Raw genomic sequence first — 14,775 nt, forward strand, 5'->3', positions numbered from 1 at the left:
CCGCCGCCCCGGCGGGGCGGCGCCCGGCTGCGGGACCGGGCGTCGCCGGTGACCGGTGGCTACGGGAGGAGCCGTGCGATCACGGGCACGGGGCTGGTCAGCCCATGTGCGGGTAGCGGTAGTCCGTCGGCGGGACGAAGGTCTCCTTGATCGAGCGGGTCGAGGTCCAGCGCGCCAGGTTCTGCTTGGCGCCGGCCTTGTCGTTGGTGCCCGAGGCCCGGCCGCCGCCGAAGGGCTGCTGGCCGACGACGGCGCCGGTCGGCTTGTCGTTGATGTAGAAGTTGCCGGCCGCGAAGCGCAGCTTGTGCATCGCGTCCTGGGCCGCGGCGCGGTCCTGGGAGATGATCGAGCCGGTCAGGCCGTAGGCCGACACCGACTCCATCTGCGCCAGCATCTCCTCGTACTTCTCGTCCTCGTAGACGTACACGGCCAGGATCGGGCCGAAGTACTCGTCCTTGAAGTACTCGCTGGACGGGTCCTGGCAGACCAGGACGGTCGGGCGGACGAAGTAGCCGACCGAGTCGTCGTAGGTGCCGCCGGCCAGGACCTCGACCTGCGGGTCGGCCTGGGCGCGGTCGATCGCGGCCTTGTTCTTCGCGAAGGAGCGCTCGTCGATGACGGCCGACATGAAGTTGGACAGGTCGGTGACGTCGCCCATGGTGAGGCCCTCGACCTCGGCGGCGAACTCGTCCTTGAGGCCGGCCCAGATCGACGCCGGGACGTAGGCCCGCGACAGCGCCGAGCACTTCTGGCCCTGGAACTCGAAGGCGCCGCGGGTCATCGCGGTCTTGAGGACCTTCGGGTCGGCGGACGGGTGGGCGACCAGGAAGTCCTTGCCGCCGGTCTCGCCGACGATCCGCGGGTAGGTGCGGTAGCCGGAGATGTTGTTGCCGACCTCGCGCCACAGGTGCTGGAAGGTGGCGGTGGAGCCGGTGAAGTGGATGCCGGCCAGCGCGGGGTGCTTGAGCGCGACCTCGGAGACGGCCAGGCCGTCGCCGGTCACCATGTTGATGACGCCCTTGGGCAGGCCGGCCTCCTCCAGCAGCTGCATCAGCAGGTGCGCGGAGTACTGCTGGGTCGGGGACGGCTTCCACAGCACCACGTTGCCCATCAGCGCGGGCGCGGTCGGCAGGTTGCCGGCGATCGCGGTGAAGTTGAACGGGGTGATCGCGTAGACGAAGCCCTCCAGCGGGCGGTGGTCGCTGCGGTTCCACACGCCGTCCGAGGAGATCGGCTGCTCGGCCATGATCTGGCGGGCGAAGTGCACGTTGAAGCGCAGGAAGTCGACCAGCTCGCAGGGGGTGTCGATCTCGGCCTGCTGGGCGGTCTTGGACTGGCCGAGCATGGTGGCGGCGGCCAGGGTCTCGCGCCAGGGGCCGGCCAGCAGGTCGGCGGCCTTGAGGAAGATCGCGGCGCGGGAGTCGAAGGAGAGCGCCTGCCAGGCCGGGGCAGCGGCCAGGGCAGCGTCGATGGCGTCCTGCGCGTCGGCCTGGGTGGCGTTGCGCAGGGTGCCGAGCCGAGCCGCGTGGTTGTGCGGCTGGACGACGTGGATCTCGGTGCCGCCGCCCATCCGGCGCTCACCGTTGATCGTCATGGTCAGCTGGACCGGCTCCTGGCCGCCCAGCTCCTTCAGCTTGGCCTCCAGACGGGCCCGTTCCGGGCTCCCGGGGGCGTAGCTGTGGACCGGCTCGTTCACCGGCGCGGGGACCTGGGTCACAGCGTCCATAGAGCGCACGCTCTCCTTCGTTCATTGCGGGGGGATTGCCGGCGCGGGTTGCACGCCGACCACAGCACGAACGCTATTCCTGGCCACCGGGCCACATGATTGGCCGCGCGGCTAAATTCCCCCGTACGGCGTTGTCCGGCCCGACGAACGTGGTCACGCCACGGTCACGAACCGCCTCGTCACGCCCCACCGTTCACACCACCTTGTGCCACCCCGCGCCCCCGGGCTCGCGCCCCACGGCGCCGGCCACCGGCTCGCACTCCGGCGCCCGCCCTCCGACGAGGGCGCGGAAGGCGCGCCCCGGGCACCGGAGGCCCGCCCGGGGCCACCCGCGCCCTGCCGTCCGGCGACGGGGCCGCACACTGTCCGCCCGGCTAAAATCGAGCGCGCAACGTCGTCCGGACGGATGAGGGAGGACCGGCGTGACCACCCCCGGCCTGCCGCTCCGCCAGCTCCTGATGTCCCTCGGCGAGCCGCTGGTCGAGCTCCAGGCCGCCCCGCTGGGCCTGGACGTCCCGGTGCGCGACGTCGCCATCCTCGACCCGGAGGACCCGCCGACCGCCGCCGCCGGCGAGCTGGTGCTCGCGATCGGTGCCCGCGGCCGCGCAGCCCTGCCCGCCCTGCGCGCGGCGGGCCGTGCCGGAGCCGCCGCCGTGGCCGTCAAGCTGGACGGCCCCGGCCAGGCCGACGCGCTGCGCGAGGCCGCCACCGACGCGGGCGTCGCCCTGCTCTCGGTGCGCCGCGAGACCCGCTGGGAGCACCTCGACTCGCTGGCCCGGGCGATCATCGCCGGCCCGGACGCCCCGGACGCCCCCGGCGCCCCCGAGCCCAACGCCGGCGACCTCTTCTCCCTCGCCCAGACCGTCGCCGTGCTCACCAACGGCATCGTCTCGATCGAGGACACCTCCAGCCGGGTGCTGGCCTACTCCCGCTCCTCCGACTCCGACGAGGTCGACGACCTGCGCCGGCTGTCCATCCTCGGCTGGCAGGGCCCGGAGCCGTACCTGTCCAAGCTCCGCGAGTGGGGCATCTTCCAGCACCTGCGCAGCTCGGACACCCCGATCGCGGTCGAGCCCCACCCCGAGCTGGGCCTGCGCCGCCGCCTGGCGGTCGGCATCCGGGCCGGGGCGCAGCCGCTCGGCACCATCTGGGTCCAGGAGGGCTCCCAGCCGCTGGCCCCGCTGGCCGAGCAGGCCCTGGTGGGCGCCGCCCGGGTCGCGGCCGCCCAGTTGGTGCGCCGCCGCCGGGAGCTGTCCGCCGACGTCCGGCTCACCCGGACGCTGCTCACCGGCCTGCTGGAGGGCTCCACCGGCCCCCAGTCGCTCGCCACCCACCTCGGCCTGGACCTGCGCCGCCCGGCCACCGTGCTGGCCTACAGCGCGCGCACCACCGACGCGCTGCACCGCTCCGACGTCACCGGCCTGATCTCGGTGCACACCGCCGCCCGGCACCGCACCGCGCTGCTCGCCCCGATCGACTCCCGGGTGTACGTGCTGCTGCCGGAGCTCCCGGCCGGGCTGCCGATGGCCACCGTGCGCGGCTGGGCCGCCGAGGTGGTTTCGGCCGCCCGGGACCACCTGGGCGTCCCGCTGCGCGCCGCGATCGGTTCGACCGTCGACGGCCTGGCCCACGTCCCCGAGTCCCGCGCGCAGGCGGACCGCATCCTGGACGCGATGGGCCGCGGCGGGGTCGGCCTGGAGGTCGCGGCGCTGATCGACGTCCAGGCGGAGGTGCTGGTCAGCGAGGTGCTCGCGCTGCTCCAGGAGCGCACCGGGCTGCGCGACCCCCGGCTGACCGCGCTCACCGAGTACGACCGCCGGCACGGCACCCGGCTCGCCGAGTCGGTGCTGGCCTGGCTGGACGCGCTGGGCGAGGTCCGGGTGGCCGCGGACGCCCTGCACATCCACCCCAACACCCTGCGCTACCGGGTGCGCCGTGCCGAGCAGCTGACCGGCATCGACCTCGCCCAGCCGCAGCAGCGCCTGCTGGCGATGCTGCAACTGCGGCTGCCCGCGGACGAGTGGTCCGCGGACAGCCGCAGGTCGCCGGACGGGCCGGATCAGGCGCCGTAGCCCTGGCCGCGCTTGTGCTCGTTCAGCCGGCGCCACGGGCCGCTGATGGCCAGCTGGATCCCCGGGGTCTGGATGTTGGCGAACAGGGTCCTGCCGTCGTCCGAGAAGGTCACCCCGGTGAACTCGCTGAACTCGGGCTTCTCGGCGGAGCCGATGTTCAGCTCGTTGCGGGCGATCGGGAAGACCAGGCCGTCCTCGGTGGCGCCGAACAGGTGCGAGATGCCGTCGCCGTCCTCGGCGATCACGATGCCGCCGTACGGCGAGACGGTGATGTTGTCCGGGCCGTCGAAGTTGTCGTGGTCGCCCCAGACGTCGTTGTTGACGCCCAGCAGCACCTTCAGCGTGATGGTGCGGCGGTTCGGGTTGTAGAACCAGACCTGGCCGTCGTGCTGGACCGGGCTCTCCGAGCGGGCGTAGCTGGAGACGAAGTAGAAGCCGCCGTCACCCCACCACATGCCCTCCAGCTTGCGGGCGCGGGTGACCTCGCCCTCCTTGAACTGCTTGCGCACCGAGACGGTCCTGGCGTCGCGGTCCTGGACCTTGACCCAGTCCACGCCGTAGGTGGTGCCGACCTTGGTGGCGCGGGACAGGTCGTCGACGAACTTGCCCTGCGCGTCGAAGACCTTGAAGGCCTCCAGCACGCCGGCGTCGGCCTCCAGCTTGCGCAGCTTGTAGCGGCCGTGCTTGAAGCCCGCCGGCGGGGTCCAGCGGAACAGCAGGCCGTTCGGGTTCGAGGCGTCCTCGGTCAGGTAGACGTGGCCCTTCTTCGGGTCCACCACGACGGCCTCGTGCGCGTACCGGCCGAAGGCCTTGATCGGCTGCGGGTCGCGGTTGTAGTCGTCGTCGAAGGGGTCGACCTCGAAGACGTAGCCGTGGTCCTTGGTGAAGCCGTTCTTGCCGGCCTTGTCCTCGGTCTCCTCGCCGGACAGCCAGGTGCCCCACGGGGTCACGCCGCCGGCGCAGTTGGTGGCGGTGCCGGCGATGCCGACCCACTGCTCGACCGAGCCGTCCCGCTTGGCGTGCACGATGGTGCAGCCGCCGGCCGCGCCCGGGTCGTAGACGTGGCCCTCGATCAGCGGCACCGGGTGCGGCCAGTTGGCGCGGGCGCCGGCCAGCTCGTGGTTGACGACCATGAGGTTGCCGCCGCGCTCGTCCTCGAACGCGGAGGTGCCGTCGTGGTTGCTCGGGGTGAACTCCCCGGTGCGCAGCTTGGTGACGCCGGCCCGGTTGAGGACCTTGTACGAGAAGCCCTTCGGCAGGGACAGCAGGCCGGCCGGGTCCTGGACCAGCGGGCCGTAGCCGACGGCGGTGCCGGCGGCCGAGTTGGTCCCGGCGGCCGAGGCGGCCGGGGCCTCGCCGCCGACCGGGGCGGCGATCGCGCCCGGGGCGCTGGCCAGCGCCTCCGCGCTGCCGGCGATCAGCACGCCGGCCCCGACGAGGGTGGAACGGTTGACGAAGTCCCGGCGGGACAGCGACATGGCAGCAACTCCTGAGATGGGCTGAGCGTCGGTGCGGGATGCCGACGCCCAGCAGGCTCCGCCGGACGGGTGAACCCGGAATGACGCCCACCTCACGCCCAGGCGGCGTTTTGCTGACCGATGACCTTCGTATGACCTCTGCTTTACCAGCGCCCCCGCCGCGCCCGCGCCGTTGCCCCGCGCCGTTGCCCCGCGCCCTCGTCCCGCGCCTCGGCCCGTGCGTCGGACCGTCAGCGCCGCGCCGCCCGCCACTGCTCCCAGGCCGACAGCCAGCGCTGCTCGGCCAGCCGCTGCTCCTCCCAGACCCCCGCCCCGCCGCCGCCCGGCCGCTCCCGCCACAGCTGCTCCCAGGCCCGCTGCGCCGGCAGGCTCGCCACCTCGCTCGCGAACACCGTGTACCGGACGACCTCCTCGACGGCCGCCTCCCCCTCGGGGGTGCCGACCAGCCAGTGGGTCTGCTGGGACAGCCGGTTGACGTGGTTCACCATCGAGGCCACCGCCGCGGTGGCCTCCGCCCGGGTCTCGGTGGCCAGCCTCATCTGCTGGCGCACCGCCGTCTCCCAGCGCACCGCGCCGGCCTCGCCGCGCAGCCCGCGCGGCAGCCTCGGCGTGCGCCCCACCCGCACCTGGGCCTCGATCGCGGCGGACTCGGCGACGGCCTGCGCGATCAGCGCCCGGTGCGCCTCCATCCCGACGGCGGGCGGCAGTTCGCGCTCCTCGACCGGCACGTGCCGGGCCCGCCGGGCGGCCAGCTCGCGCAGCAGCTCGGTGCGGCCGCGCAGACAGCGCTCGAAGTCGCCGATCCGGCCGAGCTCCACCGCGCCGGGGGCGACCCCGCGCCCGCACAGCGTCACGGTCAGCCCGCCGACCCTCAGCCGCCCGGCCCACACCGGCTCCGGGCCGGCCGCCGCCGGGGCGCCGGGCTCCGGCACCGGGCGGTCCTCGTGCACCTCGATCGGGCAGGGCTCGCCGTCCACCGTGATCCACGCACGCAGCGCCCGTACCCGGCCGGGCCCGTCGCCCTCGTCGACGCCCGTCTGCTCGTAGACGCGGTCCCGCTCGTCCTCGACGAGGTCCTCCAACTCGGGCAGCGGCTCGCCCAGTTCGGCACCCGGCCGGTAGGTGCGCACGGTCAGGTACGGGCCGGCCGCCGAGCGCCAGTCGCCGCACTGGACCTCGACCCAGCGCAGTTCGCCGCCGGAGGTCTCGAAGGCCGCCAGCGCCTCACCGGTCGGCGCCCCGCCGGCCCCGTCGGCCCCGTCGGCCGAATCCCGGCCGGCCCCGGCTCCTCCGGCCGCCGCCCGGCCGGCCCCGTCGGCCGCACCGGCCACGCCGTACACCGGGAAGTCGGCCGCCGCCAGCGTCCGGCGGGAGAACTCCTCCTGGTCGACGGGCCGCTCCAGCGGCCGCTCGGCGGGCCGGCCGGCGAACCGGCCCTCCCGGACCGGCCGGTCCGGAGCCGGGGCGGCCCCCGGGGCCCCGGTGTTCCGCTTCTGGTGCATGCCGCCGCTCTCCCGCACCATCCTGTGCCGCACCCCCGAGTCCTCGCACCCGCACCGCTGACGCCACCTTACGTGCCCACAGCTGCCGGGTCATCAGCTCGGCCGCCGGACGGGGGCGGTGGCCGTGTCAGCGGGCCCGGTTGTCAGCCGCCCTCCCTACCCTGGCGGCATGACAGCACAGAACGACGCGGCGCAGGCCGCCGCCCGCCCCGGCGAGGACGCCTTCCCCGCCCGGATCAGCATCGTCACCCTCGGGGTGGCCGACCTCGACCGCAGCGCCCGCTTCTACGAGGCGCTCGGCTGGCAGCGCTCCGCCGCCTCCAGCCCGGAGATCGTCTGGTTCCGCACCGCCGACTCGGTGCTCGGCCTCTTCCCCGCCGACGAACTGGCCGCCGACGCGGGCGTGCCCGCCACCGGCGAGCCGTCCTTCCGCGGCGTCACCCTCGCGGTGAACCTGGAGTCCCCCGCGCTGGTGGACGCCGCGCTGCGGACGGCCGTCGAGGCCGGCGCCGTGGTGGTCAAGCCGCCCGTCCCCACCGACTGGGGCGGCTACTCCGGCTACTTCGAGGACCCGGACGGCCACCTCTGGGAGCTGGCCCACAACCCGTTCTTCCCCTTCGCCGAGGACGGCTCGCTGGACCTCCCCTAGGGCGTGTCCGCAGACTCCCGTTCAGTTCTTGGAGCGCGCCTTGAAGGCCGCCTTGCGGGCCTCCTTGGCCAGCGCCCGGTCCGGGTGCAGCTCCCCGATCGCCTCCAGGACGTCCGCCGTGTACGGGTGGTCGACCCGCCACAGCTCGCCGAACCACCCGGCCGGATCGCCGTTCACCGGCAGGTCGGCGATCAGTTCGCGCAGCAGTTCGGCGTCCCCGCCGTTGTCCAGCAGCTGGGCGGCGAAGGTGTCGACCACCGTCCACAGCGCCATCGCCCGGTCGGGCACCGGCACGTCGGCCGCCCCCTGCGCGGCCAGCCAGGCCCGCACCGCGCCGCCCAGCTCGGGGTCGTCCACGACCTCCCGGGCGGCCGGCTCCGCGGCCGGGCCCAGCAGGTTGAGCGCCGAGACGCAGAGCATCCGGCGCAGCGGGCCGTAGCCGTCGGAGCCGCGCGCCGCCGCGAGCAGCTCGCGCGCCGCCGCCACCGGCTCCCGCTCCGCCGTCCACACCCGCAGCTCCTCCTCCGGCAGCACGTTGGCCGACTCGCACACGCCGCGCAGCAGTTCGACCGCGTCGCCCCGGGCGAGGTCGCCGACCAGCGGCGCGTCGTAGCCGTCCTCCAGCAGCCACTGCCGGATGCCGTACTGGCCGAGCGGGGTGAGCCGGACCAGCCCGAAGCGGGCCGACTCCTCCTCGTCCAGCGGCTCCTCGCCGACCACGGCGGGCTCCTCGCCGTCCTCCTCGTCGAACAGCTCCGGGTCGATCGGGCGGTAGTCCAGCAGGCCGAGCTCGGCGAGGTCGCCCAGCATCGGGTCCAGCGCGACCATCACGTCCGTGATGTCGCCGAGCAGCTCCTCGCTGGGCTCCTCGCCCTCCGGGACCACCAGCAGCGCTGCCAGCACGCCCAGCGGCACGGTCTCGTTGCCGGGCTCGGCGAAGGCGGTGGTCTCGTAGAGCACCTGGAGGGCCTCGTCCAGCAGTTCGGCGGCCTCGTCGCGGGCCTCCTCGACCTCGGAGAGCCCGTCCTCGTCCTCCTCGGCCTCGCCGGCCGCCTGCGCCTCGCCCTCGCCCCCCTCGGCGACGGAGTCCGCCTCGGGGACGGAGTCCAGCTCGGGGACGGAGTCCGCCTCGACGGCCAGCTCCCGGACGATCCCGGCGGCGGTCAGCCACAGCTCCAGGACGGTCTCCGGGTCCCCCTGCTCGGCGGGCTCCAGGTCCGGGCCCGGGACGGCGACGTGCTCGCCCTCCGCGGTCGTGCCGAGCTCCACCAGGTCCAGGTCGCAGGCGAGCGACCAGGCGCGCAGCGCCTCGACCTCGGCCTCCTCGGGCACCTCGCCCTCGGCCGGGGCCAGGCCCAGCAGCCGGGCCGCGGGGGCCCGGTCGGCCTCGACCAGGTCGCCGAACTCGTCGACCGCCCGGTGCGGGGCGGCCCAGCGGGCCAGCGCCAGCGCGTACCCGAACATCGGTACGGCCTTCGCCTGCGCGGCCAGCTCCTGCTCGGCGGGCAGCTTGACCGGCGGGACGAGGACGGCGGCGTCGTCCAGGTCCTCGTCGTCCAGCCCGTGCGCGGCGAACGCCCCGTAGAGGTCCTGGAGCTCCAGGTCGGCGGGCAGCACCGGCTCGGCCGTGCCCTCCCCCGCCGGAGTCCCGGTGTTCTTGCGACGTCGTCCGGCCATCGTTGTGCGCTCTCCCTCAGCCAGCGGTCAGCCCAACAGCGCCGCGTACCGATCCACCACCTCAGCGTATAGGTCGGGCACCCCCGACGCCCCGCCGTGGGGGGCGCCCCCAGGGGCGCGCGCCGTGGGCGTGCGCCTACCCCTTATCCTTCGCTCTGGTACCGCGCACACCCCGCGCGGGCCACCGGGGCAACGAAGCCCACCGCCCTCCGCCCGACCCCGGGCCGGAGGGGCCCTCTTCAGCTCACCTCGCCCCACCAGGGAGCCCGTACCCGCGGCCACACCACAGCGCCTCCGGACGGGCACGCCGGCACACCCCGCCGACCCCGGTGGTGCCCGGCCACAGGAGACCCCTGCCATGGCGGACCTCTCCCCCGCCGGCTCCGGCCTGCGCACCGCGCAGCTCGACGGACGCCGACTGTCGGAGGCCCTGCTCCCCCTGGAGCTCGCACCGCGCGCCCAGCTCCAGCTCGCCGCGATCAGCCGCTGGAACGCGCTGCGCGGCGTCCGCGTCGGCCTGGTGGCCGCCGCCCTGCTGCTCATGCTGATCGGCGCCAACCTGGCCACGCCGATCTACTCGCTCCTCCAGCAGCGCCTCGGCCTCGGACCGCTCGACACCACGATCCTGTTCGCGATCTACGTCTTCGCCCTGGTCCCGGTGCTCGCCGTGGTCGGCCACTGGTCCGACCACCTCGGCCGCCGCGCCCTGATCCTGCCCGCCGTCGCGCTGTCCGCCGTCGGCGACGTCGTCTTCGCCACCTCCGGCAGCTTCTGGCAGCTCGCCGCCGGCCGCGCCGTCCAGGGCGTCGCCGTCGGCCTGTCCACCGGCGCCGCGGGGGCCGCCCTGGGCGACCTGCTGCCCGACCGGCCGACCCTGGCCGCCAAGATCACCCTGGCCTGTTCCGCGGGCGGCGTCGCACTCGGCCCGATCGTCGGCGCCCTGCTGGCCGGCGGCTCCGACCCGCTGCTGACGCCCTTCCTGCTGCACGCCGTCGCCCTGGTGGCGCTCTGCGTGCCGCTGGCCCTGGTGCACCCCCGGATGCCGGGGCGCAGCCGCCCGCCGGCCTCCCCGCCCCGGATCACCACCCCGGCCCACCTGCGCCCGCAGCGCCTGCGCCTGCCGCGCACCGGCCGCCGCCAGTTCCTGCTCGCCGCCACCGCCGGCTTCATCTCCTACGCGGTCTTCGGCGTCTACCTCTCCCTGGCCCCGGCCTTCGCCGCCACGCTGCTGCACACCGACTCCAAGCTGGTCGGCGCGGTGGTGGCCGCCCTCCTGCTCGGCTCCTCGGCCGCCACCCAGCTGGTCGTCCCGCCGACCTCGGACCGCGTGGTGACCGCCCTCGGCATGACCGGCCTGGCCACCGGCCTCGGCCTGGTGGTGGCGGCCGGGTACACCGGCACCCCCGCGCTGCTCTTCATCGGCAGCATCCTCGGCGGAGTCTCCCAGGGCGTGGCCTTCCGCTCCCTGTTCACCTCAGCCGTGGCCGCCATGAACCCGGAACGCCGGGGCTCCGAACTGAGCGCCCTGTGGGTCATCGTCTACCTCGGCAGCTCCGCCCCCATCATCGCCCTCGGCGCCCTCGTCCAGCGCTACGGCCTCCTCCCCTCCGTCAGCGGCTTCACCGCCCTCGCCGCCCTCCTCTGCGCCGCCCTCGCCATCGCCGTCGCCCGCAAGCCCCGCCCGACGGCCTGACCGGCCCACACGAACGCCGCTGCCCGGGGCCCCTCCACACAGGCCCCGGGCAGCGGCGTTTCCGCCATCGGGTGAAACCCGCGCCTCATCCGCTTGGTTGGGCAGCTCTGCCGCCGTTCCCCACCAACCACCCCCCACCCGCCAGGCGGCGGGTGGCCGCCCCCACCCTCTTCTCGGGGCCCGAGCGCTCGGTGCGATCCGGCGTTACAGAGACGCGAGTACAGCAGCTCGCTGAGCGAGTTCGGGGGCGCCGGGGATTCCGCGCCTGCTGTAGACGGCCATCGTTGAGCGCACCGTTTTCAGCTCCTTCTGGTTTCGGCCGGATGCCACGCCGTCCATGAGGTCCAGGCACTGGTTCCAGAGGATCACGGCCTCCTCGTGGCGGTGTTGGGCGGCGACAGACTTGGCGAGGTTCGCGATGGTCAGGCCGCGAACCCGTTGGTAGGTCCCCGGGACGCGGTCTTCCAGCGCCGCACGGTAGTGCCGTTCGGCTGCTCGGTGGTCCTTCATCTCGGTCAGGGTCTTGCCGGTGTGCGATGCCACGGTGGCCGCGACCGGGCCGGAGGCTGCGGCGTAGGAGGAGACGCCGTCATCGCCGGTGAGCATGGCGTCCTCGGCGGCCAGGAGCGCTCCGGCGGCTTCCTTGGTCTGGCCGCTCGCTCCGTACGCCCGGGCGGCGGTCACCAGCAGGAGCGCCTCCGTCTTGCGATCGACCTTCCCCTGGGCCCGTGACAGCGCGGCCTCGGCCAGTTCGACGCAGTGTGTGGTCTGGTTCAGGTCGAGGGACTGGTGGGTGAGGGCTCGCATCATCCAGGCCCCGTGGCCTGCGGGGTCGGACTCGCGGGCGAGCTGGTAGGCGAGGAGGTAGAACCTCTGGGCGGCGCCCTCGCGGCCGAGGTCGTGGCACTTCCATCCCACCAGGGTCGCCAGCTCGGAAGCCGCCCCGTACGCACTCCGCCGGACCTCCTCCGACGGGAACGCGGCCTGGAGCATCGGCACGACGGCATCCACCAGGTAGGACGACACGGTGGACAGCCCGTAGCCGCCGCCCAGCTTCTCGTCGGCGGTCCTGAACATCTCGGTTAGCTGTCGGAGGGTGGAAACCTCTTCGGCTCCGGTCCTACGCCCACCCTTCGCGGTGCGCAGGGTGTCACCCGCTTGCCCAACACTCTCTCAGGCCCGCATGCCGCCGTCGACCGGGAGCACCGCCCCGGTCACGTAGGAGGCGCGGTCGCTCAGGAGCCAGGCGGCGGCCTGGGCGATCTCGGCCGGGTCGGCCGCACGGCGCAGCGGGGTGCGCGCGTTGAGCTGGTCGATGACGCCGGGTGAGTGGTCGTTCCACGCACGCACCATCTCGGTCAGTGTGGTGCCGGGAGCGATGGCGTTGACGCGGATGCCCTCCGGGCCGTAGGTGATGGCGGCCGACTCGGTGAGGCTGTTGACCGCCCGCTTCATCGCGCCGTAGGCGGGCAGCGCGGGATTGCCCATCAGGCTGCCGACGGACGAGTTGTTGACGATCGCACCCGTGCCGGCGGTGGCCCGGATGGCGGCGACCTCGGCGGACATGGCCAGCCACGGGCCCTTGAGGTTCACGGCGTAGAGGTGGTCGAGATCCGCCTCGGACACGTGGTCCACCGGGGCAGGCGGCATGCTGGTGGCCGCGTTGTTGAAGGCGACGTCGAGCCGGCCGTACAGGTCGACTGCGCGGTCGACGGCGGCACGGACACTGGCCCCGTCGGCCAGGTCGCACACCGCGTACTCGGCGGTGCCGCCGGCCGCCCGGACTTCCTCGGTCACCGCCTTGAGCTGGTCCTGGGTGCGGGCCACGAGCAACACCCGGGCGCCCTCCCGGGCGAACAGGCGCGCCGCGGCGGCGCCGATACCGCGACCGGCACCGGTGATGAGGGCGACTTTGCCGGCCAGCAGGCCTCCGGCGGTCGGGGTGGAGGTGTCGGTGGTCTGTACGTTGTTCATGGCAGTAAGCCTGCGTCCGGCCGCGGGGCTGTTCCAGGCACCAGCGGTACCTGGATCGGCCCGCGGCACCCGCGCACACTGGGTGGCATGGACAGACGAGAGCTGGCCGGCTTCCTGCGCAGCAGGCGTGAGCGCATCGCCCCTGCCGACGTGGGTCTGCCCGTCGGGCCGCGCCGCCGCACCCCGGGACTGCGCCGCGAGGAGGTGGCGCAACTGGCCTTCATCTCGACCGAGTACTACACCCGGCTGGAGCAGGCACGGGGCCCGCGTCCGTCTCGCGAGGTGATCGCCGGTCTGGCCCGGGCCCTGCGCCTGTCGGACGCCGAGGGCGACCACCTGCACCATCTCGCCGGCGCCCCGCCCGGTCCGTCGGCCGGGCCCTCACGCGAAGTACGGCAGAGCATCCTGGACCTGCTGCGGCGGCTGCCGCACGCCGCGGCGATCGTGCTGTCCGCGACCTACGAGGTGATCGCCTGGAACGACCTGGCGGCAGCTCTCCTGGAGGACTTCTCCGCGCTGTCCCGGCGCGAGCGCAACCTCGTGCGCCGTGCCTTTCTCGCACCGCGATCGCGGGAGCGGATGCCGTACGACCCGTCCGACGAGGAGGCGTTCGCCCGCGCCGCGGCCCGGCACCTGCGTGCCACCGCCGCCCGCTATCCGGACGATCCCGAGGTAGCCGGGCTGGTGGACGACCTCCTCGCCGGCAGCGCGGAGTTCGCACGACTGTGGGCCGCCCATGACGTACGCGCCGAGCCCACCTTGCGCAAGACCGTCCACCACCCGCTGATCGGCCCCATCACCGTCAACTGCGACGTCCTCGACATCACCGACCGGGACCAACAAGTCGTCATCTACACGGCCGAGCCCGGCTCTCCCGCGGAGGAGGCGCTACGGCTGCTGTCGGTGATCGGCACACAGCGCATGGACGTGCCCGGCTGAGAAAGTGTTGGGCAAGCGGGTGACTACTGGTTGTTGAGGTCGTCGGCGAGGCGGCGGGCTGCTTCGGTCTCGATGGGGCCGTGCGGTTCGACCTCCTCGCCGGCGAGGCGGGCGAAAGCGCCGCTGCCCGGGACTTCCGAAGAAGTCCCGGGCAGCGGCGTTCGTACCGGCCGTCCGTCAGACGTTGAACCCCAGCGCCCGGAGCTGGTCGCGGCCGTCGTCGGTGATCTTGTCCGGGCCCCACGGCGGCATCCAGACCCAGTTGATCCGCAGGTCCTGCACCAGCCCGTCGGTGGCGGTCTTGGCCTGGTCCTCGATGACGTCCGTCAGCGGGCAGGCCGCCGAGGTGAGCGTCATGTCGATGGTGGCCACGTCGGACTCGTCGATGTGGATGCCGTAGATCAGGCCCAGGTTGACGACGTCGATCCCCAGCTCGGGGTCGACGACGTCCATCAGGGCCTCGGTCAGGTCCTCGACCGAGACCGTGCCGGCGGTGGTGCCGACGATGACCGTGCCGGTCTGCTGCTCCGCAGCGGGGGCCTCGGCGCCGGCGGTGGTGGCTTCGTCGCTCATGGTCTTGTCCTCCTCTGCGGGTTCAGTCGTTCACGGCGGGGTTCTGGGCGAGCGCCTGGGCGGTGGCGTCCTTCCAGGCCATCCAGCTGAGCAGCGCGCACTTGACCCGCGCCGGGTACTTGGAGACGCCGGCGAACGCGACCGCGTCCTCCAGCACCTCCTCGTCGCCCTCGCCCTGCCCCTTGCTCTGCATCAGCTCCAGGAAGGCCTCCTGGACCGCCTGCGCCTCGCCCACGGTCTTGCCGACCACCAGGTCGTTCAGCACCGAGGCGCTCGCCTGGCTGATCGAACAGCCCTGCGACTCGTACGAGACGTCGGTGACGGTGGCGCCGTCGAGCTTCACCCGCAGGGTGATCTCGTCGCCGCACGTCGGGTTGACGTGGTGCACCTCGGCGTCGCCGTCCCGCAGCCCCTTGCCGTGCGGGTTGCGGTAGTGGTCCAGGATGATGTCCTGGTACATCGAGTCGAGCTTCATGGTCGTCCTGCCCCGTC

The 14,775-nt window shown here is 73.8% G+C and carries 12 protein-coding genes; 4 read left to right on the forward strand and 8 right to left on the reverse strand.

Annotation, left to right across the window (positions count from 1 at the left end):
• Window positions 1-97: 97 nt before the first annotated feature.
• On the reverse strand, window positions 98-1,726 hold the full coding sequence (pruA, locus tag ACH5AR_RS13265; RefSeq protein ID WP_396301488.1) for an L-glutamate gamma-semialdehyde dehydrogenase: 1,629 nt from the start codon (window positions 1,724-1,726) through the stop codon (window positions 98-100).
• A gap of 422 nt (window positions 1,727-2,148) precedes the next feature.
• Between pruA and ACH5AR_RS13270 the strand changes: the two genes are divergently transcribed.
• Window positions 2,149-3,798 carry a PucR family transcriptional regulator gene (locus ACH5AR_RS13270; RefSeq protein WP_396301489.1) on the forward strand — a complete coding sequence of 550 codons (1,650 nt, stop codon included), beginning with the start codon at window positions 2,149-2,151 and terminating at the stop codon, window positions 3,796-3,798.
• Here the strand turns inward: ACH5AR_RS13270 and ACH5AR_RS13275 are convergent.
• Together ACH5AR_RS13275 and ACH5AR_RS13280 are read right to left on the reverse strand one after the other, a co-directional pair.
• On the reverse strand, window positions 3,786-5,276 hold the full coding sequence (locus tag ACH5AR_RS13275) for an alkaline phosphatase PhoX (protein ID WP_396301490.1): 1,491 nt from the start codon (window positions 5,274-5,276) through the stop codon (window positions 3,786-3,788). The two genes, ACH5AR_RS13270 and ACH5AR_RS13275, sit on opposite strands and share 13 nt — an antisense overlap.
• A gap of 230 nt (window positions 5,277-5,506) precedes the next feature.
• A complete protein-coding gene (locus ACH5AR_RS13280) occupies window positions 5,507-6,778 on the reverse strand; it encodes a hypothetical protein (protein ID WP_396301491.1) in 1,272 nt (423 codons plus the stop codon).
• A gap of 169 nt (window positions 6,779-6,947) precedes the next feature.
• On the opposite strand from ACH5AR_RS13280, the gene ACH5AR_RS13285 reads away from it, so the two are divergent.
• Window positions 6,948-7,427, forward strand: a complete 480-nt coding sequence (locus tag ACH5AR_RS13285) for a VOC family protein (protein ID WP_396301492.1) — start codon at window positions 6,948-6,950, stop codon at window positions 7,425-7,427.
• Between the two features lie 21 nt (window positions 7,428-7,448).
• Here the strand turns inward: ACH5AR_RS13285 and ACH5AR_RS13290 are convergent, their stop codons facing one another.
• Complete coding sequence (locus ACH5AR_RS13290; protein ID WP_396301493.1) at window positions 7,449-9,104, reverse strand: hypothetical protein; 1,656 nt, start codon at window positions 9,102-9,104, stop codon at window positions 7,449-7,451.
• Window positions 9,105-9,462: 358 nt separating this feature from the next.
• Between ACH5AR_RS13290 and ACH5AR_RS13295 the strand changes: the two genes are divergently transcribed.
• Complete coding sequence (locus ACH5AR_RS13295; protein WP_396301494.1) at window positions 9,463-10,797, forward strand: MFS transporter; 1,335 nt, start codon at window positions 9,463-9,465, stop codon at window positions 10,795-10,797.
• Between the two features lie 204 nt (window positions 10,798-11,001).
• Here ACH5AR_RS13295 and ACH5AR_RS13300 read toward each other — a convergent pair whose 3' ends face one another.
• On the reverse strand, window positions 11,002-11,874 hold the full coding sequence (locus tag ACH5AR_RS13300; RefSeq protein ID WP_396301495.1) for a hypothetical protein: 873 nt from the start codon (window positions 11,872-11,874) through the stop codon (window positions 11,002-11,004).
• 96 nt (window positions 11,875-11,970) lie between these two features.
• Window positions 11,971-12,771 (reverse strand): SDR family NAD(P)-dependent oxidoreductase, encoded by an 801-nt coding sequence (locus ACH5AR_RS13305; protein WP_396301496.1) that lies wholly within the window; start codon window positions 12,769-12,771, stop codon window positions 11,971-11,973.
• An 87-nt stretch (window positions 12,772-12,858) separates the two neighbouring features.
• On the opposite strand from ACH5AR_RS13305, the gene ACH5AR_RS13310 reads away from it, so the two are divergent.
• On the forward strand, window positions 12,859-13,710 hold the full coding sequence (locus tag ACH5AR_RS13310; protein WP_396301497.1) for a helix-turn-helix transcriptional regulator: 852 nt from the start codon (window positions 12,859-12,861) through the stop codon (window positions 13,708-13,710).
• Window positions 13,711-13,887: 177 nt separating this feature from the next.
• Here the strand turns inward: ACH5AR_RS13310 and ACH5AR_RS13315 are convergent, their stop codons facing one another.
• On the reverse strand, window positions 13,888-14,283 hold the full coding sequence (locus ACH5AR_RS13315; RefSeq protein WP_396301498.1) for a metal-sulfur cluster assembly factor: 396 nt from the start codon (window positions 14,281-14,283) through the stop codon (window positions 13,888-13,890).
• Between the two features lie 22 nt (window positions 14,284-14,305).
• Entirely contained in the window at window positions 14,306-14,758 is a 453-nt protein-coding gene (gene sufU, locus ACH5AR_RS13320) for a Fe-S cluster assembly sulfur transfer protein SufU (RefSeq protein WP_380548922.1), read from the reverse strand.
• Window positions 14,759-14,775: the final 17 nt, after the last annotated feature.

This window comes from Kitasatospora sp. NPDC018619 (assembly GCF_044391605.1).
Lineage (GTDB): Bacteria > Actinomycetota > Actinomycetes > Streptomycetales > Streptomycetaceae > Kitasatospora.

Excerpts from the sequence above, each read along its gene's own strand:
- pruA (WP_396301488.1), bottom strand. The coding sequence starts at position 1,726 with ATGGACGCTGTGACCCAGGTCCCCGCGCCGGTGAACGAGCCGGTCCAC.
- ACH5AR_RS13275 (WP_396301490.1), bottom strand. The coding sequence starts at position 5,276 with ATGTCGCTGTCCCGCCGGGACTTCGTCAACCGTTCCACCCTCGTCGGG.
- ACH5AR_RS13280 (WP_396301491.1), bottom strand. The coding sequence starts at position 6,778 with ATGCACCAGAAGCGGAACACCGGGGCCCCGGGGGCCGCCCCGGCTCCG.
- ACH5AR_RS13285 (WP_396301492.1), top strand. The coding sequence starts at position 6,948 with ATGACAGCACAGAACGACGCGGCGCAGGCCGCCGCCCGCCCCGGCGAG.
- ACH5AR_RS13290 (WP_396301493.1), bottom strand. The coding sequence starts at position 9,104 with ATGGCCGGACGACGTCGCAAGAACACCGGGACTCCGGCGGGGGAGGGC.
- ACH5AR_RS13295 (WP_396301494.1), top strand. The coding sequence starts at position 9,463 with ATGGCGGACCTCTCCCCCGCCGGCTCCGGCCTGCGCACCGCGCAGCTC.
- ACH5AR_RS13300 (WP_396301495.1), bottom strand. The coding sequence starts at position 11,874 with ATGTTCAGGACCGCCGACGAGAAGCTGGGCGGCGGCTACGGGCTGTCC.
- ACH5AR_RS13305 (WP_396301496.1), bottom strand. The coding sequence starts at position 12,771 with ATGAACAACGTACAGACCACCGACACCTCCACCCCGACCGCCGGAGGC.
- ACH5AR_RS13310 (WP_396301497.1), top strand. The coding sequence starts at position 12,859 with ATGGACAGACGAGAGCTGGCCGGCTTCCTGCGCAGCAGGCGTGAGCGC.
- ACH5AR_RS13315 (WP_396301498.1), bottom strand. The coding sequence starts at position 14,283 with ATGAGCGACGAAGCCACCACCGCCGGCGCCGAGGCCCCCGCTGCGGAG.
- sufU (WP_380548922.1), bottom strand. The coding sequence starts at position 14,758 with ATGAAGCTCGACTCGATGTACCAGGACATCATCCTGGACCACTACCGC.